At 52.1% G+C, this 22946-nt stretch carries 23 protein-coding genes; 9 read left to right on the top strand and 14 right to left on the bottom strand.

Going from position 1 to position 22946, the window contains the following annotated elements; translation table 11 throughout:
* Positions 1-285 (bottom strand): adenosylhomocysteinase (locus IGR76_01760; protein MBF2077259.1); only part of this gene is annotated, 285 nt, incomplete at its 3' end.
* A gap of 260 nt (positions 286-545) precedes the next feature.
* Entirely contained in the window at positions 546-722 is a 177-nt protein-coding gene (locus IGR76_01765; protein ID MBF2077260.1) for a hypothetical protein, read from the bottom strand.
* A gap of 255 nt (positions 723-977) precedes the next feature.
* On the opposite strand from IGR76_01765, the gene ald reads away from it, so the two are divergent.
* Entirely contained in the window at positions 978-2060 is a 1083-nt protein-coding gene (gene ald, locus IGR76_01770) for an alanine dehydrogenase (GenBank protein MBF2077261.1), read from the top strand.
* 47 nt (positions 2061-2107) lie between these two features.
* Here ald and IGR76_01775 read toward each other — a convergent pair whose 3' ends face one another.
* Positions 2108-3916, bottom strand: coding sequence for an FAD-dependent oxidoreductase (locus IGR76_01775; GenBank protein MBF2077262.1), 1809 nt, complete (start codon positions 3914-3916; stop codon positions 2108-2110).
* Entirely contained in the window at positions 3873-5219 is a 1347-nt protein-coding gene (locus tag IGR76_01780; protein MBF2077263.1) for an O-antigen ligase family protein, read from the bottom strand. Before IGR76_01780 ends, IGR76_01775 begins: the two co-directional genes overlap by 44 nt.
* Before the next feature lie 186 nt (positions 5220-5405).
* Between IGR76_01780 and IGR76_01785 the strand changes: the two genes are divergently transcribed.
* Positions 5406-6080, top strand: coding sequence for a response regulator transcription factor (locus IGR76_01785; GenBank protein MBF2077264.1), 675 nt, complete (start codon positions 5406-5408; stop codon positions 6078-6080).
* Positions 6081-6108: 28 nt separating this feature from the next.
* On the opposite strand, the gene IGR76_01790 is transcribed toward IGR76_01785, so the two are convergent.
* On the bottom strand, positions 6109-7686 hold the full coding sequence (locus IGR76_01790; GenBank protein MBF2077265.1) for a SagB/ThcOx family dehydrogenase: 1578 nt from the start codon (positions 7684-7686) through the stop codon (positions 6109-6111).
* A 118-nt stretch (positions 7687-7804) separates the two neighbouring features.
* Positions 7805-9238 carry a deoxyribodipyrimidine photo-lyase gene (locus IGR76_01795; protein ID MBF2077266.1) on the bottom strand — a complete coding sequence of 478 codons (1434 nt, stop codon included), beginning with the start codon at positions 9236-9238 and terminating at the stop codon, positions 7805-7807.
* Between the two features lie 296 nt (positions 9239-9534).
* On the opposite strand from IGR76_01795, the gene IGR76_01800 reads away from it, so the two are divergent.
* From IGR76_01800 to malQ, 3 genes are all read left to right on the top strand, one after another.
* Entirely contained in the window at positions 9535-10509 is a 975-nt protein-coding gene (locus IGR76_01800; protein ID MBF2077267.1) for a threonine/serine dehydratase, read from the top strand.
* A 68-nt stretch (positions 10510-10577) separates the two neighbouring features.
* Positions 10578-11054 (top strand): EVE domain-containing protein, encoded by a 477-nt coding sequence (locus IGR76_01805; protein MBF2077268.1) that lies wholly within the window; start codon positions 10578-10580, stop codon positions 11052-11054.
* Between the two features lie 171 nt (positions 11055-11225).
* Positions 11226-12833: a 4-alpha-glucanotransferase gene (gene malQ / locus IGR76_01810; GenBank protein ID MBF2077269.1), complete on the top strand. Its 1608-nt coding sequence runs from the start codon at positions 11226-11228 to the stop codon at positions 12831-12833.
* Here malQ and IGR76_01815 read toward each other — a convergent pair.
* Positions 12823-13725, bottom strand: a complete 903-nt coding sequence (locus IGR76_01815; protein ID MBF2077270.1) for an ABC transporter permease — start codon at positions 13723-13725, stop codon at positions 12823-12825. The two genes, malQ and IGR76_01815, sit on opposite strands and share 11 nt — an antisense overlap.
* 225 nt (positions 13726-13950) lie before the next feature.
* On the opposite strand from IGR76_01815, the gene def reads away from it, so the two are divergent.
* The 3 genes from def to IGR76_01830 all read left to right on the top strand — a co-directional run bounded on the left by def (position 13951) and on the right by IGR76_01830 (position 16393).
* On the top strand, positions 13951-14511 hold the full coding sequence (gene def / locus IGR76_01820; GenBank protein MBF2077271.1) for a peptide deformylase: 561 nt from the start codon (positions 13951-13953) through the stop codon (positions 14509-14511).
* An 87-nt stretch (positions 14512-14598) separates the two neighbouring features.
* On the top strand, positions 14599-14793 hold the full coding sequence (locus IGR76_01825) for a hypothetical protein (GenBank protein ID MBF2077272.1): 195 nt from the start codon (positions 14599-14601) through the stop codon (positions 14791-14793).
* 196 nt (positions 14794-14989) lie between these two features.
* A complete protein-coding gene (locus IGR76_01830; GenBank protein ID MBF2077273.1) occupies positions 14990-16393 on the top strand; it encodes a PrsW family intramembrane metalloprotease in 1404 nt (467 codons plus the stop codon).
* A gap of 150 nt (positions 16394-16543) precedes the next feature.
* Here the strand turns inward: IGR76_01830 and IGR76_01835 are convergent, their stop codons facing one another.
* Positions 16544-17626, bottom strand: coding sequence for a tetratricopeptide repeat protein (locus tag IGR76_01835; protein MBF2077274.1), 1083 nt, complete (start codon positions 17624-17626; stop codon positions 16544-16546).
* A 109-nt stretch (positions 17627-17735) separates the two neighbouring features.
* On the opposite strand from IGR76_01835, the gene IGR76_01840 reads away from it, so the two are divergent.
* Entirely contained in the window at positions 17736-18062 is a 327-nt protein-coding gene (locus tag IGR76_01840) for a YbjQ family protein (GenBank protein MBF2077275.1), read from the top strand.
* A gap of 75 nt (positions 18063-18137) precedes the next feature.
* Here the strand turns inward: IGR76_01840 and IGR76_01845 are convergent, their stop codons facing one another.
* The 6 genes from IGR76_01845 to atpE all read right to left on the bottom strand — a co-directional run.
* Positions 18138-19088: a F0F1 ATP synthase subunit gamma gene (locus IGR76_01845; GenBank protein MBF2077276.1), complete on the bottom strand. Its 951-nt coding sequence runs from the start codon at positions 19086-19088 to the stop codon at positions 18138-18140.
* Between the two features lie 84 nt (positions 19089-19172).
* The gene (gene atpA, locus IGR76_01850) at positions 19173-20684 is read right to left on the bottom strand and encodes a F0F1 ATP synthase subunit alpha (GenBank protein MBF2077277.1); all 1512 of its coding nucleotides are present in this window, start codon (positions 20682-20684) and stop codon (positions 19173-19175) included.
* A gap of 98 nt (positions 20685-20782) precedes the next feature.
* Positions 20783-21337 (bottom strand): F0F1 ATP synthase subunit delta, encoded by a 555-nt coding sequence (locus IGR76_01855; protein MBF2077278.1) that lies wholly within the window; start codon positions 21335-21337, stop codon positions 20783-20785.
* On the bottom strand, positions 21334-21885 hold the full coding sequence (locus tag IGR76_01860; GenBank protein MBF2077279.1) for a F0F1 ATP synthase subunit B: 552 nt from the start codon (positions 21883-21885) through the stop codon (positions 21334-21336). The genes IGR76_01855 and IGR76_01860 overlap by 4 nt, the downstream gene beginning before the upstream one ends.
* A 242-nt stretch (positions 21886-22127) precedes the next feature.
* Positions 22128-22613, bottom strand: a complete 486-nt coding sequence (locus tag IGR76_01865) for a F0F1 ATP synthase subunit B' (protein ID MBF2077280.1) — start codon at positions 22611-22613, stop codon at positions 22128-22130.
* A 160-nt stretch (positions 22614-22773) separates the two neighbouring features.
* Positions 22774-22946: ATP synthase F0 subunit C (atpE, locus tag IGR76_01870; GenBank protein ID MBF2077281.1), on the bottom strand; the 173-nt coding region annotated here is incomplete at its 5' end.

Genomic DNA, 22946 nt, shown 5'->3' on the forward strand with positions numbered 1-22946 from the left:
GACCAAACTTGCGGCAACGTGGTCTTGGGTCGAGAGGGGATTGCTGGCAATTAGGACGGCATCGGCTCCGGCGGCCTTGAGGGCGATCGCCAAGTGAGCTGTTTCCGTCGTCACGTGACAACAGGCAACCAACCGAATTCCTGCTAGCGGTTTCTCTTGGGCGAAGCGCTCCTGAATTTGGCGCAGCACGGGCATTTCGCGACCTGCCCATTCGATCCGCTGTCGTCCCTGAGGTGCTAGGGATAAATCCTTCACCTCATGCTTAACTTGGGTTGTAGTGCTCATAAACTCTTGCTATTGATTCCTAGTTACAGTTGTGCGGTTGCGTGCTGTAGTGCTAACTACCTAGCTTAACTGATTGCCCTTGCTAAACCAATTTGCCGAGCCTGTATTTTGGGCTAATCAACACAAAACGATCGCCCTTACGAAAGGAGAGCGATCGCCCGAAGACCATACACAGCATTGATCTGAGAACAATCAAAACCTGGGCTGCAAACGGGAGTTTTGGCGTTTGTTCTAGATAGAGAGTGGTGATTTACGCAAGCTTAGCCCTGGTACAGCCCCAGCCAAGCGAGCAAGCCTTGCCTGGTGACGTACTCAATTAAAAGGGTCAACACAAAGCCAATCATAGCGGCTCTGCCATTGAGACGTTCGGCATAGCTGTTAAAGCCGAATTTGGGTTCGTCAAGCTTGGGGGTCACGGTAGGTTGAGGTTTGGTCATGAAGTTCTTTACAAATCTTTACTCTATCTTCGCAAGGGATCGGAGCGACCGTCAACCCTGATTGAGAATCCCCCAATGTTTCTCAAGCGACAGTGTTCATAAAGCGATCGCCCTAAGATGACGGGCAGCGTCTAGACTAAAGGGCGATCGTCGTCTTTTAGAAACGGTGGGTGGTGGGATCACGCCTATAATTTCCTACCGCGCAATTTACGGCCCTGTCTAAGCTAGAAGCAGTTAGGTACATTGAGGTACGACATGGATATTGGTGTTCCCAAAGAGGTAAAGGATCAAGAGTTTCGGGTAGGCCTGACCCCTAGCAGTGTGCGCGGACTGACGGATCGTGGACACGCTGTTTTTGTCGAAACCCAGGCCGGGATTGGCGCAGGATTTACCGATGATGATTACCGGGCGGCGGGGGCAACGATCGTGTCTACGGCGGCAGAAGCCTGGAATCACGCGATGATCGTGAAGGTGAAAGAACCCCTGAAGTCGGAATATGACTTTATTCAAAAAGAACAGATTCTCTTTACCTACCTCCATTTGGCTGCCGATCGCGCCCTGACTGAACGATTAATTGAAAGCGGCGTAACGGCGATCGCCTACGAAACCGTAGAAGTGGATCATACCCTGCCCCTCTTGACGCCCATGAGCATCATTGCCGGACGGCTATCGGTGCAGTTTGGTGCCCGCTTTTTAGAGAAACAGCAGGGAGGCCGAGGGGTTCTACTCGGTGGTGTGCCGGGAGTACGTCCGGGTCGGGTCGTGATCTTGGGGGGTGGCATTGTCGGTACTGAGGCAGCCAGAATGGCAATTGGTCTGGGTGCGTCTGTCCAAATAGTGGATATCAATCTGGAGCGTCTAGCCTACCTCGAAAACCTATTCGGTTCACGGGTAGAGCTTTTGTTCAGCAGCACAGCCCTGATTGAAACGGTGGTTCCAGAGGCCGATCTCCTGATTGGTGCTGTTCTCGTCCTCGGTCGGAAAGCCCCCGTTCTGGTTCCCCGTAGCCTGGTGGCCCAAATGCGGCCTGGCTCTGTGATTGTAGATGTGGCGGTGGATCAAGGCGGATGTGTGGAAACCCTGCGCCCGACTTCCCATACCCATCCGGTGTATACCGAGGAGGGGGTCGTCCATTACGGGGTGCCGAATATGCCGGGAGCGGTTCCCTGGACGGCAACTCAGGCTCTCAACAACAGCACGTTTCCCTACGTCCTCACCCTGGCAAACAAAGGACTTGCCGCCCTTGAGCAGAGTGAGCCGCTCGCCAAAGGCTTGAACGTGCAGGCGCATAGGCTCGTTCACCCAGCGGTGCAAGAGGTTTTTCCAGATTTGGTTTAACCTCAGGTTTACGGCTTGAGGTGTGAAGGTTCAAGTTTCCAGATGTGCTACTGAGTAAGGGCCTCAAGCCGTAGCCAGTTGCCCGAGCGATTGACGTGACCGATGGCGATCGCCCATTTGCCAGCCAAATCCTGTAAACGCTGATCAACCGTTGGATGCAGGGTGACTAACGATAGGGGTGCGGGTAGACCGTCGATGGGAGAGTCTGGATCAAGCTCAAACCGATAATCCTGTTCACCGAGTTGTATAACGCGCCCTTTGAAATGCTGAGCATTCGACGATGGAATACAGTCAGGATAGGCGATCGCCCCGTCCGCTGTCCGATAATTGCCTTCGAGGGCATAGGTATCAGGATTATCCAAAACCCGACGCTGAACCGTGATCCAGTTTGGATCATCAGGTATGAGGTTAAAAAGAGGAACGATCGCCGCAGGAGCCGTCGGGTCGCTCAGCAAGGCGTCCTGAAGCTTGCGCACCGATAGATCGCGAGGGGCACAACCCTGCTCAATGCACAGGGCGGCGGCCATCCCTGCGGCCTGTCCTAGATTCAAAACCGTGGGCTGGAGACGGGTGGCTCCGTTGGCAATGTGGGACACCGAACTATTTTTTTCGCACACTAGCAGACCCTCCACCGTCGCCGGAATCAGGCAACCGTAGGGCAAGCTAAACGGTGTGCCTGTCCAGCGTCCGCCCCAGCGAATCGATTTGGGATGGAGGGGAAAGTCGTAGCCAGGGTAGTGATGATCGTTGGCGTAGTTGCCAAGGGCGATCGCCGTTACATTTCCAGCTTGATCCGTGGGCAGAGCAGCAACGGCACCTCCAGCGAGGGGCAGAATATCCCGTTCGCAGACCGTGACCTGCCCCTGAAGCCGCCGACTTTCGCGGTAGTAGGGATGGAGGGCATAGGCTCCGCCACCGGGGAAGGATTGGCTGGGAAAGGCATTTGCGGCTAGGCCATAGCGATCGCCCAAGGCCGCCTGAATCGCGTAGGCAAAGTTCTGACTGTGGTGATAGGCGTCGGCTAGAAAGTCCTGCCGCGCTGCGTCGGATTCCACCAAGCGAGATAGGCGATCGCCATAGTCGTTGCCATGGTGAGGCCAGTTCATCATGAATTGGTGGCGTGGCAAGCGTCCGTAGTTCATAAATGCCTCTGCGCCGTACCCTGTCCAAGCATCGGCAAAGGGACGAGGATCGAACTGGGGTGGACGAGGAATGGGAGGGGCGATCGCCGGATCGACATCCTGCAGGATCACCACCCAGGTGGGAGACTGAACGGGATATTTTTCTGTTAATTCCGTTGGTGCAGCGGGGGCACTGGGTTCGTCCCAATTCGTCTGCCAGTCCCACCCCCAGCGATGGGGGACGTCTGCCAGAGCCAGTACATCACCGAGTTCGGTGCCATCGAGGGTAATCGTCGCGTCAACCGTCACAGTTTCAAACTGAACACCGAGAATGCGATCGCCCTGCCGTTCTACTACTTTGGGCGCACCCCCGACAATCCAGTGCAGATTGGGCAACGCGGCAACCCAGTCCGCAAAAATCGCGGCTCCAAGCTGGGGTTCGTAGGTAAAGAAGCTCACCCAGGAATGTTCCAATCCCTCCGGCTGCCGCTGCTGCAATGCTCGCAAAAATGCTCCCCAGATCCCCGTCTGAAAGGCCAGAAGTTCATTCCCATCCGGGGCTGCTACTCCAGCGCTGGTGAGCATTCCCCCAAGCCACCCATACTCGCTGACTAAAACGGTCTTTGCTCCGCGACGGGCAGCTTGAAGGGCGGCGGCAGTGCCCCCGGTGCCCCCACCGACAACCAGCACATCAGCTTGCAGATGATCCATAGTCCTGTCCTGAAGTGACGACATTGGGGCGATCGCACCCTTGAAATAGGGGCGTTTGGGCAAAGAGTGCTCCCAGGATCGACCAATTGATCATGTTAATCCGCGCATCGTAAAAGGTGACATCAAAAAGGGCGAAGGCGATCGCCCCTCCAAAGGCCAGCAAGTATCCCAACATCAACGCTGATGAGGGAGTAAATGCTTTTTGGATGAACGTGAGAACGCTGTGAAAATAAATGCGCCCGATCACCAGCGTTAGCCCAATCACTACAAAAATTCCTGTTTCCGTAGTCAGCAGCAACCACAGGTTATGGGTATGCGAAATATAGTCGTACTGGGTATTGGTCGTGAGCGTCGGGTACAGTTCCGCATAGCTGCCCAAGCCCCAGCCCAGCCACGGCCTCTGCTGGAACAGATCGAAGGCGATCGCCCACACCTCCAAACGAGGATCATTCTCGACTCCCTCTACAGAAACGACTCGTCCCGCAAGCCCGACTGATACGATACAGGCCAGCAATACCCCTAATCCGAACAGACACGCATACACCAGACGGCGATCGCTCCGTTTCCGCAGCATAAATCCACTAAAAATTAAACATTGCAGCACCGCCGCTCCAATGCCATTGCGGGATCCAGCAGTGTACAGCCCCACGCCGATTAATCCCAAGGCCAGCGGCAAAAGACGATACTGCCATCGCTGAATGCGGAGTGCGAGCTTGGATACATCGCTCGATAAATCCTCTGATGGATTATTCGTCGGAGCCATCAGTCGATAGAGCCAAAGCCCCAATCCAAGTCCCAGCACGAGAACTAAATAACTGGCAAACACATTGGGATGATCAAAAATGGAGCTGGCTCGGTTTTGGTGGGGGAGCGATCGCGCCCATTCGCCCACGGGAGATTGCCGAAAATCCCGTGGAAGCCATCGCTGCCGGAGTCCCAATTTCAGCACAAACTGGACAATGGCGAATCCGTTAAGGGGAATGCTGGCGATGACTAAACCGAGGGCCAACTGTTCGAGCTGAACCGCAGTCGCCAATACAAACGGTATAATGGCAAAAAGGGCAAAAAACGGTAAAAAGTTCGCTAATTGCAGCAACGCCTCCCCACGAGCGTAGGCAAATGCGCTACTTAACAGCATCAGTCCTGCGATCGCCATCAGTCCAAACCGAGTTACCCGATCCAGCGCTGTAGTTGGATAGCGCCGATACAGTGCCCCCATTACGTAAAGGAGGCCAGGAAACGCAACATAGCTCAGGTAAGGAAGGCTAATTAGGCTGTAACGGAAAATGCGAACGCAGCGCTGCACGAACGGAGAAGAATAGGTCATAAACGATGGAGCAAGACTGTGCAAGCTCAACAGCACCACTCAACGGCAAACTAAATTTTGAATTGCTGCGAAACATAACGCAACCTAGAAGAATCACAAACGATGCGTACGAGTCATTAAGAAAAACAAAAATTTTGAATAATCTTAATTTACGCTAAGACATGGATACCCTGGCAGTTGCTCGCTATGCCTCTGACCATTTTGGTCGTTGACGATGACCTCGGAACACGACTATCTGTAAGCGATTACCTTGAACTCTCTGGCTATCTGGTGGTCACTGCACCCGATGGACAGAGCGCAATAGCTATGGTTGAGCAGTATCAGCCCCATCTGATTATCACCGATGTCACCATGCCCAAGGTCGATGGGTACGAATTTGTGCGCCGAGTTCGGACTCAACCCATGTTTCGGCTTTTGCCCGTCATTTTTTTGACTGCGCACAACACGACTGAAGACCGCATTAAGGGCTATCAGCTTGGATGCGATGCGTATCTACCTAAGCCGTTTGAACTCAAGGAACTGGGAGCCGTGGTTCGCAACCTGCTGGAGCGATCGCAAATGATCCAGTCGGAATGGCGGCAGCAGGTGCAGTGGGTCGAGCAACAGCCGTCCCGTGAAAAAGCCGAGTCTCAGAATGGAACCATAGCGGATGCTGTAGGAGACGCAATTGAATTGACGGATCGGGAGCAGGAGGTGTTACTGCTGTTGCTCGATGGCTTGTCAAATGCCCAAATTGGCGATCGCCTCTATCTCAGTCCACGTACCGTTGAAAAGTACGTCAGCAACCTGCTTCGCAAAACGGAAACCAGTAACCGCGCGGAACTTGTCCGGTTTGCCATGGAACACCATTTGGTGGATTAGCCCCATCAGCAACGGCTTCAGAGCGTGTTTAGCGCGGTCGGCCTAAGGTTGTGATGTAGAGAGCCGCCTCGTCCGTCGGGATACCCAGCACCTCATTGACCTCATCATCGAAAAAGCCTGCAATGCCGCTGACCCCCAGCCCTAGGTGAATAGCGGCCAGATTTAGCCGTTGGCCTAAGTGCCCCGCATCGAGGTGAAGATACCGATAGGCGCGATCGCCGTAGGTTTCCACCGCTTTTTGCAGATCGGCGGTATGAAAGAGGACGACTGCCGCATCTCGCCCCAAGTTCTGCTCCAGACATAGTTCATGAAGCTCATGGCGGAAGTTCTTGAACCGAATTTGCCGTAGCTCTTCGGCTTTGGGCGCATAGTAGTAACATCCCTCCTCCAATCCATCCACCCCCGATACCGCGATAAAGGTTTCGATCAAGCCCAGATCAAAGTAATCAGGATGGCGATCCAGGGTTTGTTCGTAGTAGTGGTGGGGATTGTAGGTGAAGTCGAGAACGGCCTTCAACTCTTCGATGGTGATATTGGCACCTGTGTAGGCACGAGTCGAGCGACGCTGCCCAATGGTTTTTTCCAATCCCAGCAAACTCTCTCCCCAGTACACAGGCTGCGTTTTGGTCGAAACTTTGAGGCAAAAGGGAAAATTATATTTGTCTTGAATGGTTTCGTTCAGGGGAGCCGTTGGTGAATCCGCCTGAGTTGCAGATGCACTGACCAATGGCTTAGAAGATTGGGAGGGGTTTGAATCCGTGGCGATCGCCGTTGCGTGGTGGAAATAGGGCAGCAGTTCATCATCCGGAATGGCCGGATAGGACGAATGGATGGGTGACGCGATCGCCGTCGGAGCCAGCGGCAAATTTTGGCGCACATCTAGCAGATCTGCCAGAGCCATTACGGTTAACGTGCCCTCTTGCTGCGTGTCTAGGTACAGCAACTCGTTGACGGCTGCATCGGCAAAGCCACCGATGAGATGGGGACGAAAATCATAGATCGCTGCGGCTAGCTCAATATTGCCGAGGAGGTGCCCTGTATCAAGGCAAATGCGACGGTAGGCGCGATCGCGATACCGCCATGCCGACCGATAAAAAACGGCTGTCGTCACCAATGCCAGTTGGGTGTGATCTAGGGTCGGATGCCAGAAGCAAGCGTTTTGCAGGGCAGCCCAAACATCACTCTCCCAAAAGAGAAGCAGAGAATGGGTCTTCGGCTGGTAGTTGTAAAGTCCTGCGGGGAGGAGCGGGGTGCCGCGCGAAATCAGATAGACTTCGGCAGGATAGAGAGCGCCTGCGGATGGTGCAGCCCGCAGATAGACCGGATCGCCGCTCATCGTCTGCATTTTCGTGGTTAGCCCATAGCTGAGGAAGAATAGATGAGCCAAGCGCCGCCACATTTTTTCTGCTTCATCGGCGGGTGGTTCGGCGTCCTCGCGCTTAACTAGGTAGGGCTTGAGGTCAAAGGAGGTTCCTAGCTTATATTCCTTGTAGGGAATTGGTTGCTTCGACCAATCGATGGATTGAGCCTTTTGAGCCAGCGTTTCACGACTGTATTTTGTGCGGTCGTGGTAGTGCTGGGCAAGAGAAGGTTGAGGTTCCGGCATATTGGCCTCTGAGGAGTTCCACGTCTTATCTCTGATCTTGACACTCTCAAATCGAAATCGGCAGTGAGAAGTTGACAATTTCTCCTCTGATCTGAGCGATCGCCCCTTAGAAATACTGTTACCCAGAACGCTTCTGCGCCTGATACCGCTCCTTAAACCGCTGCTGCTGCACCTTATGATCCACGATCGGAGCCGGATACCCACAGCGATCGCGCTCATCTTTGGGAATTTTTCCCATCACAAGTGCTTCCGTGTCTACACTCCGCAATTCCGGCAACCATTCCCGAATATACTCAGCCTCTGGATCATACTTTTGGGCTTGGCTGGCGGGGTTAAAAATACGCAATGGCTTGGGATCCATGCCGCTGGAGGCACTCCACTGCCAGCCACCGTTGTTTGCAGCCAGATCGCCATCAATGAGCGTCTGCATAAAATATTTTTCGCCCCACTGCCAGTTGATGATCAAATCTTTGGTCAGGAAACTCGCAACAATCATGCGGCAGCGGTTGTGCATCCACCCGGTTTCGTTGAGTTGGCGCATGGCAGCATCTACGATGGGATACCCCGTACGACCGCCGCACCAGGCTTGAAAGAGTTTTTCGTTATTGTCCCAAGGAAAGTCTTTGAACGGTTCACGATAGGAGCCTTCTGCCAACTCTGGAAAGAAAAAGAGGGCGTGTTGATAAAACTCGCGCCACGCTAATTCCTGTTGCCAAGTTTGAACATTTGCACGGGTTTCGTCGCTACGGCTGCGGTTGTAGGCCGCCTGAGCCGCATCCCAAACCGTCCGAATACCGATCGTGCCAAATTTCAGTGCTGCACTGAGCTGGGAGGTTCCGGGGGCAACGGGAAAGTTGCGCTGCTCGTCGTAGGCGGCGATCGCCCCATCACAAAACCAATCCAGTTGATTCTGAGCCGCCTGGGTTCCCGGTTCCAACAGCAGCGGATTGTCCCATTTAAACCCTAGATCTTTGGCAGAGGGAAGGGCGATCGCCCCTGCTTTTTCCGCCGCCTGCTGCTCTTTTGGGGACAATCCCTGCAAATCGTTGATTTGTGGGAAGGGTTCAGCTTTGACTTGTTTGATCCAGTTTTTCCAGAAGGGAGTATAGACCGTGTAGGGACTGCCACTGCCCGTCATCACGGTTTTGGGTGGATGCAAAAGTTGATCCCACCCCGCACAGTATTCAATTCCCGCCTCCTTCAAAGCGTCTGCGACTTGGCGATCGCGCGATCGCGAGTACGGCTCCACATCTCGGTTCCAGTAAACAGCTTGGGCATGGAGAGCCTGCGCCAGTTTAGGAATTTCTTTTTCCGGTGCACCTTTGAGAATCAGGAGATCACTCCCCGCTGCTTGGTAGTCCTCTTTCAGTGTTTTGAGACTGCCGATCATGTACGTGACCCGTGCGGGTGCTACGTCATCCTGATCCAAAATGGACGGGTCGAGGCAGAATATACCAGTGATTTTTGGGGTGCGATCGCGAGCTTGGGTCAGTCCGGCATTGTCCACAATGCGAAGATCACGACGATGCCAAAAGAGAATCAAATCGGTCATGGGGATGGATCACAAAGGGCTTCTTCAATGGTAGTGGAGTTCAGTTGGGATAGCCGGACGCTAGATTCAGCTATTTGACGGATTTTAGATCACCCTCGCAATCGAGAAACGCACGATAATCTACAGTGGAACGCCCCACTTTTTGGTAAGAGTAAAAGGGTTATCGCTCGTTTGGGGCGATCGCCCCCTGTCTCCAAGCGAGAATCGCCTTGCGTCTCTAACGGAGAATTGCACTACCTCCCCAAGGGAGAATAACCTCTTTCAGCCTTCTTCCGGTTCCGCCACGGAGTCTTTTCATGCTACAACTGCACGATTTTGAAGCCGCCCAGCAGCGCATCCAGCCCTACATCCGCAAAACCCCAATTTTGCCCGTCAGCCTTGTGCAGCAGCGTCCAACGGAACTGGGCAATCTATTCCTAAAGCTGGAGTGCTTGCAAGTCACCGGAGCCTTCAAAGCCCGTGGAGCCCTGAGCAAACTCTTCAGCTTCCATCCTCAGGCGATGCAGCGCGGCATTGTCGCGGCATCGGGTGGAAATCATGGTCTAGCGGTGGCTTATGCGGGATGGGTAGCGAAAGTGCCCACGCAGATCTACTTGCCCAAAAGTGCGCCCCCGGCCAAAGGCGAAAAGCTGGAAAAATGGGGCGCACGAGTGTTCTGGGAAGGGGAAACCTGGGACGACGCTAACCGGGCTGCCCTCAACCATGCGGATTCAGAAGAACTGGCCTATATCCACGCCTTTGGCGATCCAGAAGTCATTGCCGGACAGGGCACCATTGGTCTAGAGATCCTAGAACAGCTTCCCAATGTGGACGTGCTATTTGTGGCGATCGGTGGGGGTGGACTGATTAGCGGTGTTGCCACTGTAGCAAAAATTTTAAACCCATCCATCCGGATCATCGGCGTGGAACCGACGGGTGCCCCTACCCTTCTCCGCAGTTTGGAATCGGGTCAGGTTGTGCAACTTCCCGAAATTCAAACCGTTGCCAATACCCTAGCGCCGCGCAAAACAACCCAGCTTAACTTTGAGATGGTCTATCGTGCTGTGGATCAGATTGTGCTGGTCAGTGATGAGGATATGCGGCAGGCGGCTCAGTGGCTTTGGTTTGAGATGGGGGTGGGTGCAGAGTTAAGCGGTGCTGCTGCAATGGCTGCACTCTTGACCAAGAAGGCGGCTGTCTCGCCCGATGAAACGGTGTGTGTGCTCGTTTGTGGTGCTGGCATTGATGGTATTAGCCTAGTGGAAGCGCAGCAGGCCACGATGGCAATCTGATGTTCATTCAGAGGTTTGAGGTTTGAGGTTTGAGTTGGAAATGGGTTGCCACAGAGGAATAGAGGTATATGGTTGAGAAACAGTACTGGCTGATGAAATCGGAACCGGATGTGTATGGCATTGCGGATTTGGAGCGCGATCGCCAAACGCTGTGGGATGGGGTGCGCAATTACCAGGCGCGAAATTTTCTGAAAAGTATGAATCTGGGGGATCTCGCTTTCTTCTACCACTCCAATGCTACGCCTCCCGGTATTGCGGGTTTGATGCGAGTCACAGAATCGGGCGTTGTCGATCCGACCCAGTTTGATCCGAAGAGTAAGTACTACGACCCCAAATCGCCCAAGGACAACCCCCGTTGGCATACGGTGACGGTCGAATTTGTGGAAGCCTTACCCAACCTATTCACTCTGGATCAACTCCGGGAGCAGTTTACCGCGGAAGATCTGCTGATTCTGCGTCGTGGCAATCGCCTTTCGGTGACGCCTGTAGAACCTGGAGTGGCTGAAACGTTGCTGGAGGTGGCGGGATTCCAGCATCAAGGGTAGGGATAGAGACAAATATAAAAGGCGCAATTCTGCTAAAGGGAGACTGGGCACACGTCAGAGATCCGAACATCTATCCGTAATGCAACGTTTCTGCATCAAGCGCGTTACGGCTAGCGAAGTTAGATAGCATGAGTGAAGATTGTTCGTGCCTACACAGGGAACCCGCTTGCTATGCACTTTCCTCGCTCCAGTGGAATTTTGCTTCACCCCACATCGCTGCCAAGTCGCTACGGTATTGGAGACTTGGGTGCAGAAGCTTATGAGTTCGTAGATTTTCTTGCCGCTAGTGGTCAGCAGATTTGGCAGATTTTGCCCCTCGGCCCGACTGGGCATGGGAATTCTCCCTACATGTCCTACTCATCAATGGCGGGCAATCCTCTCTTAATTAGTCCCGATCGCCTGAAGGCTGAGGGATTGCTAACCGATGAAGATTTGGCGCATTTACCCGATTTTCCTGCTGATCGCGTTGACTATAATGCCGTGATCAGCACCAAAATGCCCCTCTTGATTCGGGCGGCAGATACCTTTCGCCAAACCGCATCCGAAGATGATCAGTCAGCTTTTCAGTTCTTCTGCGATCGCCATCAGTTTTGGTTAGATGACTTTGCCCTGTTTATGGCGCTAAAAGATGCCCACAGCGGCCAAAGCTGGTACCAATGGGAGCGGAAAGATCCTCCCCCGCCCGATCCGGATGATGATTCCACAGCGGAAGACGGAAAAAAGCAGAAGAAGGTTCTAATCGAAAGCCTGCTCTCAGATCTTGCTCTGCGGAAGCCTGAAGCGTTGGCGCATTGGCGATCGCAGCTTACAGACGCTATCTATCACCAGAAGTTTTTTCAATTTCAGTTCTTCCAGCAATGGACAGATCTGAAAATCTACGCGAATGAACGGCAAATCCAAATTTTTGGCGATATGCCGATTTACGTTGCCCACGATAGTGCTGACGTTTGGGCGAATCCCCATCTCTTTGAGATCGATCCCATGACGGGAGAGCCCACGCTGATGGCAGGTGTACCACCGGATTACTTCAGTGCAACTGGGCAACTCTGGGGCAATCCCATCTACAACTGGAAAGCAATGGAGCGGGAAAATTTCCGGTGGTGGTTCTATCGTCTAGAAGCATTACTGGAACAAATGGACATTGTTCGCATTGACCATTTCCGTGGCTTTGAAGCCTATTGGCAAGTCCCCGAAGGCGAGGAGACAGCCATCAACGGAACCTGGGAAAAAGCTCCTGGAACGGAGCTATTTGACGCGATAAAAGCGAAAATCGGACATTTGCCCATTGTGGCCGAGGATTTGGGCGTGATTACGCCGGAAGTCGAAGAATTGCGCGATCGCTTTGAGTTTCCCGGCATGAAGGTTTTGCACTTTGCTTTTGGGTCTGACTCGGGTAATCCCTATCTTCCCTTTAACTTTGTTCGCAACAGCGTCGTTTACACCGGAACCCACGATAACGATACAACCGTTGGCTGGTACCAGTCCCTAAACGACTGGGAACGATATAATCTCTTCCGCTACCTGGGCAACATTGGCGAAGAAGGAATCCATTGGGAGATGATTCGCCTTGCCCTAAGCTCGATCGCTAATCAGGCGATTTTTCCCTTGCAAGATGTACTGGGTCTGGGAACGGAAGCTCGGATGAATCGTCCCGGTCAGGGAGAAGGCAATTGGGATTGGCGCTATCGCCGCGAAATGCTGACGTCTGAGCTGAGCGATCGCCTCCGGTCGTTAACGGAAATCTACGGACGGCTTCCCCAGCCGAAACCTACCGAGTAGCAAACCGACGCACGGCAAACAGACTCCCCAGTAAGCCAACAACTCCTCCTAAACTCAGCAATGCTAGGGGTAACACCAGCAGTTGACTCGGAGTGAGCTGAAGGCCATTGGCGAGAAACTGAATGAATTCTGGCTGCTGCCGGAGCAAGCTCGCTAAAGAGCCACGAATGCCAGTGACCAATCCCCACGAGACGACCGCTCCGATCAGACCAAAGGTTACACCCTGCAAAATAAACGGCAGGTAAATCCAGGTTGTCGTTGCACCAACCAGTTCCATCACTTCAATCTCTCGTCGCCGCGCCATCACGATGAGTCGGATTGTGGTTGTAATCACGGCGATCGCCGTTAACGACAGCACCGAAATCATGGCAATGCTGATCCCGTTGAGTCCCTTATCCAGTTGGGCAAGCTGCATGACGGCTTCGTTGATGTACTGCACATCGTCCACGCCCTCTAATTCACTGAGGCGGTTCGCCAACGCGGGGACAACCTCTGGTGATGCCGCTTTGACCGTTAGTTCGTCCACCAAGGGATTTCCGTTAAGCTGACGGGTGGCGGCTTCAATGTCAGAAATTCCTAACTCATTCACCAACGTAGACCAAGCTTCTTCCTTGGAAATCGATGTGACTGACGCAACGCCCGGAAAGGTCTCGACGATAGGGCGTAGGGAATCTGCTTGAACGCCTGTGTTTAAGTAGACTGAAATTTCAAGCTGGCTGCCAAACTGATTCAGCAAGCCCTCTAACTGCCACGAGGATTGAAGGCTAATTCCAAACAAGAACAACAGCACCGTCACCGTGCTAATCGCCGCCCAGTTCATCCAGCCGCCGCGTTTCAGTCCTAACAGCGTTTCCCGGAGCAGGTAGTCGAGCTTTGTGAATATCTTGAACATGGGGTTCCTACACCGCACCAATCGTGCAATCCATGACTATTGATTCTAAGGGGATTTCCTAAAAATGAATCCTGGGGTTGGGCGATCGCGCCTTCCTATCCCTACCCCCCAACAGGAATTATGGGTTCTCCGCATGTTCCAGGCCAGGATTGTTTAGAATAGAGGAAGATATAAATCTTGATACATTACCTCACGTCCTGTAATCTTCAACCGCAGACACCATTCATGACAGCTTCCATTTCCGTCGAAAAAACTAAACTGGCTAAGCCACCGTTGCAGCTTCATTACTTGGGCGATCGCGTACTCCGCCAACCTGCCAAGCGGGTGACCAAAATTGACGATGAAATTCGTCAGATCGCGAAACAAATGCTGCAAACGATGTACAGCGAGAACGGAATTGGGCTAGCTGCTCCTCAAGTCGGTATCCACAAGCAATTGCTGGTTGTAGACTGCGATCCGGAAAATCCTGCAACCCCGCCCCTCGTCTTGATCAATCCTGAGATTAAGAAAGCTAGTCGCGATGTTTGCGTGATTCAAGAAGGCTGTCTCAGCATTCCGAATGTCTTCCTAGATGTCACCCGTCCCGAAGTGATTGAAGTGGCCTACAAAGATGAAAACGGCAAGCCGCAACGCTTAGTTGCGAAGGAACTGCTTGCTCGCGTGATCCAGCATGAAATTGACCACCTGAATGGCGTCATGTTTGTGGATCGGGTTGAAAATTCTTTGGCGCTAAACCAAGAGCTAACGAAGAATGGATTTTCAGTGCAAGCGGTGAAACCTGTTTAGGTCGCGCTGTTTAACTAGGCGCAGTCCTGATTGCTTAGAGGACTGCGCTTTGGCATTTTTGTGAATTGGTGTGTTGGAGAAAATATTGTGACGCCTAAAAGTGGCTTGTTGTTAGGGGTATCTTCCATTGCGGCGATCGCCGCCGTTGGGTCTATCTTTGAACTCTCATCAGGGACGCCACAGCTCGGAATGCTACCAACAGGATTGATTCTAGCCCTCAGCATTCCGGCAACGATTGCTGCCTTCTATGCAGCCGTGCAAGATGCGCGAGCCAATCAATAGGCTAGGCTTTAGCCCTTCGTATAGCTAACCTAGGGGGTGATTGGCTCGAACGGCGATCGCTATTGATGAAGTTTTTATCATAGACCTGGAAATCGTTAATATCTGGTGACTCAACCCCAATCGATGTGACCTAGGCAGGACGATTGGGGAAGAATGGTGAGTAGTCCTGACCTGTGGGTACTGATATCCAGTAACAATGACCCGACATCCTCCCCAGGCTTCATTTCTGCGCCAGCTATCGAGTCCATCGGTAGGCACCTTGGTGTATCCGCTGGTTTATCCAGAGGAGGTGCGGATTGGCCGTGATCCCCGATGCCAAATTGTGTTTGACTCCCAACAGCATGGTGAAGTGTCTCGCCAGCATGCCTGCATTCGCCCCGTATCTCATATCCCCACTCACCCTCTAGCCCAGTGGCAAATTTGTGATCTCGATAGCGCGAATGGTACCTACGTCAACGGTCAGCGTGTTCAGAACTGTCGTACTTTGCGCGATGGCGATCGCATCACCTTAGGTCAGGATGGGCCTCGGTTCATTTTTGAGGTTTATATTCCAACTGAGTATTCCACTCCGGCGTCTGCTAAGCTGACTCCACCGTCGGGCGCGATCGCCCCTCATCGCGTGCCAAAGGGAGAATCTCCTCAGGTCTTCTCGGCGACACCCTCCGCATCCTTCAAGCCAACATCGGATGCCCTATCGCTTAGCCAGATATTTCCCATTTTATCGACAGGCTCCGATCTCCATCGCAAAGCCTACCTATTTCCGGTTCTTGTCACCGTTTCGTTTGTGGTGCTGCTATTTCTCACCATTGGGACTGACGCCTTTAATGGGGTTTTGGCCGCCTATCTTGCGGGGGGAACCTACTATTTTGTGTATCGATTGTGCGGCAAATACAAACCCTGGTGGTTATTGGTCGGATCGGCCTTACTCACCGCGCTGCTGCTAGCTAGCCCGTTACTGACGCTATTTATTGTCGTGTTTCGATCGATTTTGCCCGGTGCGATTCCTGAAGATCTAAGCTCTGTTAGCTTTCCGGTGCTGTTTGTCCGGATGTTCTTTGGGGCAGGATTAATGGAGGAGTTGTTTAAGGCCATTCCCGTCTTCCTGGCCTATGCCATTGGACGGCAGTTGCGATCGCCCTATCGAGAGCAGGTGGGCATTTGGGAACCCCTAGACGGCATTTTAATTGGTACGGCATCCGCCATTGGGTTTACCCTCATGGAAACCTTGGGGCAATATGTTCCCTCTGCGATCAATTCGACCACGCTTGAGGTTGGTGCTGAATCGGGAGCCCTACTGGGTCTACAGCTCTTAATTCCGAGAATTCTAGGTTCTGTTGCCGGACACATGGCCTATAGCGGCTATTTCGGCTACTTTATCGGTCTGAGCGTTTTGCGCCCATCCAAACGCTGGCAAATCTTGGGAATCGGCTATTTCAGCGCTGCCTTACTGCACACCCTTTGGAATTCGGCGGGTGTGGTCAATGTCTTGGCATTAGGAGTCGTCGGCGGCTTATCCTATGCGTTTCTGGCCGCAGCTATTCTGAAGGGGCGCGCTATTTCGCCAACGCGTGAACACAACTTTGCAACTCAATTTCTCTGAGCCAAACCACTCAGTGAGCAAGCTATCCCATGCGGGGAATAGGGCTAAACATCGCAATAAATGGACGAGACTTAAGATAATCAGCCTGTGATGCAGTCTATGAGCCACACCACAGGCTTGATTGGTTGGAGTCTCAGGTTCAAGCGAATACTAAAGATCGTCGAGTACCGCCTCGACGCTTGCAACCGCCTCTTGATTACCTTGAGCGTTATATAGGGATAGCGCTTGCTGAAGCGAGGTTCTTGCTTCATCCGTTCGTCCCCGCTCCAGTAGAGACATGCCCAATAAGTAATGAGCTTCTGGGTTATTGGGATCATGCTCGATAAAATCGCGATAGGCAATGATTGCTCCGAGAGTATCTCCCTTCTCAGTCAGCATTTGACCCAACAAGCGGTGCGCTTCAGGCAGTTCAGGCTGAACCCATGCCGCCCGTTGATAAGCTTCAAGCGCTTCATCCGTATTTCCTTGCGCCCTCAAAATATCGGCAATCTGCAGGTAGGCAAGCCCGTTGTTTGGATCAATGGCGACGACTTGGCGGAATTCCGCTAACCCAGCGTCGATATTTCCGAGGTTGATGTAGGCAACCCCCAAATTTAGGTGCACGTTGCTGTTTCTTGGATCAAGCTGTTCTGCCCGTGTTAGGGACTCAAGGGACTTGGAATAGTTTCCTTGTTGCAGATAGGCAGCCCCCAAAAACTCATGAACCTCGGCATTATTGGGGCTGAGAGCCAAAACCTGTTCAAACGCACCAACGGCTTCGTCATAATTTCCTTGACGCGCTAGAACAACCCCCAGCCCCAGGAACGCCTGGACATCGTTGCGATCATATTGCGTAGCCATCCGATAGGCATCTTCGGCCTCTGCATACCGTTCCAAGTTGGCCAAGCTGTAGCCCAGGGCATAGTAGAAGGCTGGGTTATCGTTCTCAAGGGCGATCGCCTGCTGGTAGGCTTCAACAGCCGCCGCAAAATCTCCCTGCTTGACTTGTACATACCCAATCCCAGAGAAAATGCGAGCGTTGTCAGGCTCAAGAGTAGCCGCTTCTTGATACACACCTAGGGCAGAGCGATAGTCCCTTGCATCCACAAAATCTTGACCTTGTTCTAACAGGTCATCCAAATGGTCATCATTTGATGCCTGAGCAATCAAAAGTTGAGAAGACGCTAGGGCTGGTGAGGACGCAATTCCTCCAAACAGGATGAGACCTAGAGCCAGTGCTGTTGCTTTGTACATACAGTTTAGCACTCAAAAATTATCTAAAGCGTTAGCGTTAACATTCCGTTCCGGCAGGTGATGCAAGTAATGAGCTTTAATGGATACTGTTCTAATTCAGTGACAGTCTATGATTTTAGCAACAACAGACGTCATTCAGGGACGAGTTGTTCGACAATACCTCGGCGTTGTGACCGCAGAGGTTGTTTTTGGCAGTAATGCGTTGAGGGACTTTTTCGCTGGAATTCGCGATATTGTAGGCGGACGAACCGGCAGTTATGAGCGGGTGTTTGAACGTGGACAGCAGGAGGCACTGCAAGAGCTTGAACAGCGGGCGGCTCGTCTGGGTGCAAACGCCGTTGTCGGCATCAAAATTGATACAGGTACGATTAACATTGACCAAACGGGTGTCTTACTTTTAATTACCGCGACCGGAACCGCGATCGCCCTCGATTAGAACCATACTCGCCTATAAAACGAAAGATGCTGGAGAAACGTTCCTGCCAGCATCTTTAATCTAAATTCAAGGACTCTAGCCGAGGGATTCCGCACCAGCGACCACTTCAAGAATCTCTTGAGTAATGGCTGCTTGGCGAGCCTTGTTGTAAGTAATAGACAATCGCTTCATCAGATCACTCGCGTTGTCGCTGGCATTACTCATTGCCGTCATCCGAGCAGCCAGTTCACTCGCCGCTGATTCTTGCAATGCTCTCAAAAGCTGATTGTTCAAATACAGCGGCAGCAGAGCATCCAAAATCTGTACCGGATCTTGCTCGAAGATCATGTCTTGAGGCAAAGCAGTGGGCGCTGGAGCTTCAACCTTCGTGCGCTCTACCTGGAAATCACCGCCACAAGTCGTTAGGCGGAAGATCTCATCATCCACAGGCTCTAGCCCTTGCGGATCGAGAGGGAGTAGAGTTTGAATCACGGGACGAGAGCTAACCAAGGATACGAACTTGGTGTAAATGAGCTCGACCCGATCTACCGTCTCCGATAAAAACAGCGACAGTAGCTCATCCGCAATTTGGGATGCCTCAGAAGCCGTAGGAACCTGCTCCAAATTGGTAAATGATGCGCTGATTGGCTGCTCGCGACGCTGGAAGTATTGATTGGCCTTACGTCCAACGATCACTAGACGATAATCAAGACCCTCAGCCTTAATTTCACGAATTCGTTGCTCAGCACGACGAATCACGTTGGCGTTGTAGCCTCCGCAGAGACCGCGATCGCCCGAAACAATCAGAATGCCGACACACTGAACATCGCGTGCTTTGAGAAGCGGCAGATCGGCATCTTCAAACCGCAAACGGCTTTGCAATCCATAGAGAACTTGAGCTAAGCAATCCGCAAATGGACGGGTGGCAACCACTTGCTCCTGAGCCCGACGTACCTTGGCGGCTGCGACAAGCCGCATCGCCTCTGTAATCTTCCGAGTATTCCTGACCGACTGGATGCGATCGCGAATAAATTTAAGGTTTGGCATAGCTGGATAAAGTACTTAGATTAGGCGTTATCTAAATGGAGGAGCAATGGGTAACCGAGGTCGTTCATTGCTCCTCTGCAATCACTACGCAGCAAAGGCTTGCTTGTATTCAGCGATCGCTTCCTTCAAGAGTCCTTCCGCTTCATCCGTCAGCTTCTTCTCAGATCGGATGATTTCCATGAACTTAGGCTTGTTGCTAGCGAGGTACTCGCGCAGTCCCTTGGTGAAGGCCGTGACCTTGTCGGTCGGAATTTCATCCAAGTAACCGTTCGTACCTGCATAAATCAAAGCAACCTGTTCTGCTACAGACAATGGCGAATACTGAGGTTGTTTCAGCAATTCACGCAGACGCTGACCCCGAGCCAACTGCAACTGGGTTGCCTTATCTAGGTCAGATGCAAACTGTGAGAATGCTTCCAACTCGTCAAACTGCGCCAGTTCCAGCTTCAGCTTTCCAGCAACTTGCTTCATGGCCTTGGTTTGAGCCGCTGAACCTACACGGGATACGGAAATACCCGCGTTTACAGCTGGACGTAAGCCAGAGTTAAACAGGTCGGACGACAGGAAGATCTGACCATCGGTAATCGAAATAACGTTGGTAGGAATGTAGGCCGAAACGTCCCCAGCTTGAGTTTCGATGATGGGGAGAGCGGTCATGCTACCTTCACCCAACTCAGGGCTGAGCTTTGCCGCACGCTCAAGTAGGCGGGAGTGCAAATAGAATACGTCACCAGGATACGCTTCCCGTCCGGGTGGGCGACGGAGCAACAGTGACATCTGACGATACGCCTGAGCCTGCTTCGACAAATCGTCATAGATAATCAGAGTTGCTTTGCCCCTGTACATGAAGTACTCCGCTAGAGATGCTCCGGTGTAAGGCGCAAGATACTGTAGGGTCGCCGGATCGTTTGCGTTCGCAGCAACGATGATCGTGTAATCCAGCGCACCTTTAGACCGTAGAACTTCAACGATTTGAGCAACGGTAGACGCTTTCTGACCGATTGCCACATAGACACACACAACATCTTCACTCTTCTGGTTGATGATGGTGTCAATGGCGATCGCGGTCTTACCCGTTTGACGGTCTCCAATAATTAGCTCACGCTGACCCCGACCCACCGGAATCATCGCGTCAATGGCGGTAATTCCAGTTTGCATCGGCTCATATACCGACTTTCGGTCAATAATTCCAGGGGCAGGTGACTCAATGAGGCGCGTCTCAGTTGCAGCAATCTCACCCTTGCCGTCAATGGGGCGAGCCAGAGCATCAACAACACGACCCAGCATTGCTTCACCAACAGGGACTTGAGCAATGCGACCTGTTGCGGTTACAGCACTTCCCTCACGGATGTTGATACCATCACCCATCAATACTGCACCCACGTTGTCCTCTTCCAAGTTCAACGCGATGCCCACAGTGCCATCTTCAAATTCCAGCAACTCACCTGCCATGACCTTATCCAGGCCATAAATGCGAGCAATGCCGTCTCCAACCTGGAGTACGGTTCCTACATTGGAAACCTTTACATCCTGGTTGTACTGCTCGATTTGCTGTCGAATAATGCTACTAATCTCGTCTGGTCTGATTGCTACCATGAAACTTGCCCTCGCAAATATCTTAGATGGTTCAGTTTTTTGAATCCAAAGCGTTTGAAAGTGTTTGAAGCATTCCCACAAAGAGGTTGGAATGCGTCTTAGTTGCCTGTCAATGCCAGAGAAATACGACGCAACTGGCCTCGAATGCTCGCGTCAAAGACTTGAGAACCGACCTTGATGATGACACCACCAATCAGGTCAGGATCAACGTGAACATCTAGCTCAACCTGCTGACCGCCAGACATATCCACAATCTTTTGGCGAACTGATTCCCGCTGTTCATCGGTTAGCGCCGTTGCAGATGTAACTTCAGCAAGGAGAATTCGCTTCAACTGGCGTAAGAGGGTTTGATATTGCTTACAGATGCCCTCTAGAAAACCAATACGGCGACGATCAACCAGAAGCATCAGGAAATTCAAGATGTATGGATTGGCCTGATCCCCTACAACTTGCTGGATAACTGCTTTCTTGGCTTCTGGCTTAATGAGTGGATTCGACAGGAATTGCTTAAATTCTTGCGACTCACTCAAAAGCTCCAGCAGTTGGTTAACTTCATGACCGAACTGGTCCACTAAGTCGTTATCCTGAGCTAAGCTCATCAAGGCTTGAGCATAAGGCTCGTAAACCTCAGCCGCTACTAAACTTCCCTTCATAAGTTACCTCCTAGCATGGCAATGCTACGATCTACCAAATGCCGCTTGGAATCGTCGTTCAAATCCGATTTCAGCTTGGATTCAACAGTTTGCATCGCCATTGCTACGACCTGCTGACGTAGCTCACGCAGAACTTTATCTTGCTGAGCATCGAGATCTTGAGCTGCCGTTGCACGCATCTTCGCGATATCAGCTGCAGCTTCAGCCAAAATGGCATCACGAGCAGCTTGAGCTTTTTGCTTAGAATCTTCAATAATCTTTTCTGCTTCAGCCTTTGCTTGAGCTAGGCGCTGCTGCTGTTCTGCCAAAGACGATGCAGCTTTCTGCTTGCGCTCCTCTGCTTCCTGAATAGCGGTAGCAATCGATGCACTCCGCTCCGCTAACATATTGCCAAGCGTTTTACGCCCGAAATAAACCAGGACAAAAATAATAATGACCAGGTTGATTAGATTTGTCTCCAGAAGATTGAAATTCAAGGCAAATCCTTCTTCTGGGACGTTTGCAATCCATAAGCTAGCAACATTTGCCAGCTGTATCAGTGTCTCCATGATGCCTAATGTCACTTATGCTCAATCTGCTCGACTTGCCGAAATACACTGGCTGCTGCAAAAGAGAGGGCGATCGCGCAACATCCTTTCAAGAGAATCGCGCCACTGAACTCAATTCCTACAGAAGCTGTGCCCTATGAAACCGTCAGCACCACTCCGATCATCACAAATGGCCACATCAGAAATTGCATTACAAAAAGATTGCAGACTTCAGTGTGGCTATGGAGAACAAAGCAGTGTAGCTAGACTAGCTGCCCACCGAGGAGCTTCTCCAAAATCTGTCGGCTTAAGGAATCAACCTCTTGCCCCAAAGACTGGAGTGCCTCTTGCTTCTGCTGATCCAACTCACGCTGTACCTGCTCACGCTGTGCCTGAGCCTCCTGCTGAGCAGCCGCAATCTGCTGAGATGCAATCTGCTGCGCCTGATTTTGAGCCTCAACAATCACCGCCTGAGCTTGTCGTCGAGTATCGACCAGTTCCTGCTCATATTGCTTGGCAAGAGCTTGAGCCTTTTCAAGACGCTCACGCGCATCAGCTTGAGTGACCCGGATGTATTCATTCCGTTCGTCAATCGCTTTGCCGACTGGCTTATAAAAAACAGCGTTCAACACAACGACCAAGCCAAGGAATTGGACAGCCATCAACGGCATCGTGGCGTCAATATCAAATAGACCGCCGCCACCCTTTTCTGCAGCCTCGGTAGCCAATAGCGTTGTCCAGTACAGCATATTTACCATGCCCCAGACCCTCTACGGATTCGTTAATATCACTACATGAACTGAATGGAGATCCTCAACAAAAAAATCATTAAGGTATCTCGGAATAGGCGTTTCAGGCGTTAAGAATAAGGGGAGAGAAATCTCATCCCCCTATTCAAACCTCGATTACCTACGCGAAGGGGTTGGCAAACAGGAGTACTAGGGCAACAACCAGACCGTAGATGGTTAGCGCCTCCATAAACGCCAAGCTGAGCAGTAGCGTACCGCGAATTTTACCTTCAGCCTCCGGCTGACGGGCAATTCCTTCCACAGCTTGACCAGCCGCGTTACCTTGACCAATTC

The sequence above is a fragment of the Synechococcales cyanobacterium T60_A2020_003 genome (assembly GCA_015272205.1).
Lineage (GTDB): Bacteria > Cyanobacteriota > Cyanobacteriia > RECH01 > RECH01 > JACYMB01.

Bases quoted from the DNA above. Each gene is read 5' to 3' on its own strand.
- IGR76_01765 (MBF2077260.1), bottom strand. From the start codon at position 722: ATGACCAAACCTCAACCTACCGTGACCCCCAAGCTTGACGAACCCAAA.
- ald (MBF2077261.1), top strand. From the start codon at position 978: ATGGATATTGGTGTTCCCAAAGAGGTAAAGGATCAAGAGTTTCGGGTA.
- IGR76_01775 (MBF2077262.1), bottom strand. From the start codon at position 3,916: ATGTCGTCACTTCAGGACAGGACTATGGATCATCTGCAAGCTGATGTG.
- IGR76_01780 (MBF2077263.1), bottom strand. From the start codon at position 5,219: ATGACCTATTCTTCTCCGTTCGTGCAGCGCTGCGTTCGCATTTTCCGT.
- IGR76_01785 (MBF2077264.1), top strand. From the start codon at position 5,406: ATGCCTCTGACCATTTTGGTCGTTGACGATGACCTCGGAACACGACTA.
- IGR76_01790 (MBF2077265.1), bottom strand. From the start codon at position 7,686: ATGCCGGAACCTCAACCTTCTCTTGCCCAGCACTACCACGACCGCACA.
- IGR76_01795 (MBF2077266.1), bottom strand. From the start codon at position 9,238: ATGACCGATTTGATTCTCTTTTGGCATCGTCGTGATCTTCGCATTGTG.
- IGR76_01800 (MBF2077267.1), top strand. From the start codon at position 9,535: ATGCTACAACTGCACGATTTTGAAGCCGCCCAGCAGCGCATCCAGCCC.
- IGR76_01805 (MBF2077268.1), top strand. From the start codon at position 10,578: ATGGTTGAGAAACAGTACTGGCTGATGAAATCGGAACCGGATGTGTAT.
- malQ (MBF2077269.1), top strand. From the start codon at position 11,226: ATGCACTTTCCTCGCTCCAGTGGAATTTTGCTTCACCCCACATCGCTG.
- IGR76_01815 (MBF2077270.1), bottom strand. From the start codon at position 13,725: ATGTTCAAGATATTCACAAAGCTCGACTACCTGCTCCGGGAAACGCTG.
- def (MBF2077271.1), top strand. From the start codon at position 13,951: ATGACAGCTTCCATTTCCGTCGAAAAAACTAAACTGGCTAAGCCACCG.
- IGR76_01830 (MBF2077273.1), top strand. From the start codon at position 14,990: ATGACCCGACATCCTCCCCAGGCTTCATTTCTGCGCCAGCTATCGAGT.
- IGR76_01835 (MBF2077274.1), bottom strand. From the start codon at position 17,626: ATGTACAAAGCAACAGCACTGGCTCTAGGTCTCATCCTGTTTGGAGGA.
- IGR76_01840 (MBF2077275.1), top strand. From the start codon at position 17,736: ATGATTTTAGCAACAACAGACGTCATTCAGGGACGAGTTGTTCGACAA.
- IGR76_01845 (MBF2077276.1), bottom strand. From the start codon at position 19,088: ATGCCAAACCTTAAATTTATTCGCGATCGCATCCAGTCGGTCAGGAAT.
- atpA (MBF2077277.1), bottom strand. From the start codon at position 20,684: ATGGTAGCAATCAGACCAGACGAGATTAGTAGCATTATTCGACAGCAA.
- IGR76_01855 (MBF2077278.1), bottom strand. From the start codon at position 21,337: ATGAAGGGAAGTTTAGTAGCGGCTGAGGTTTACGAGCCTTATGCTCAA.
- IGR76_01860 (MBF2077279.1), bottom strand. From the start codon at position 21,885: ATGGAGACACTGATACAGCTGGCAAATGTTGCTAGCTTATGGATTGCA.
- IGR76_01865 (MBF2077280.1), bottom strand. From the start codon at position 22,613: ATGCTGTACTGGACAACGCTATTGGCTACCGAGGCTGCAGAAAAGGGT.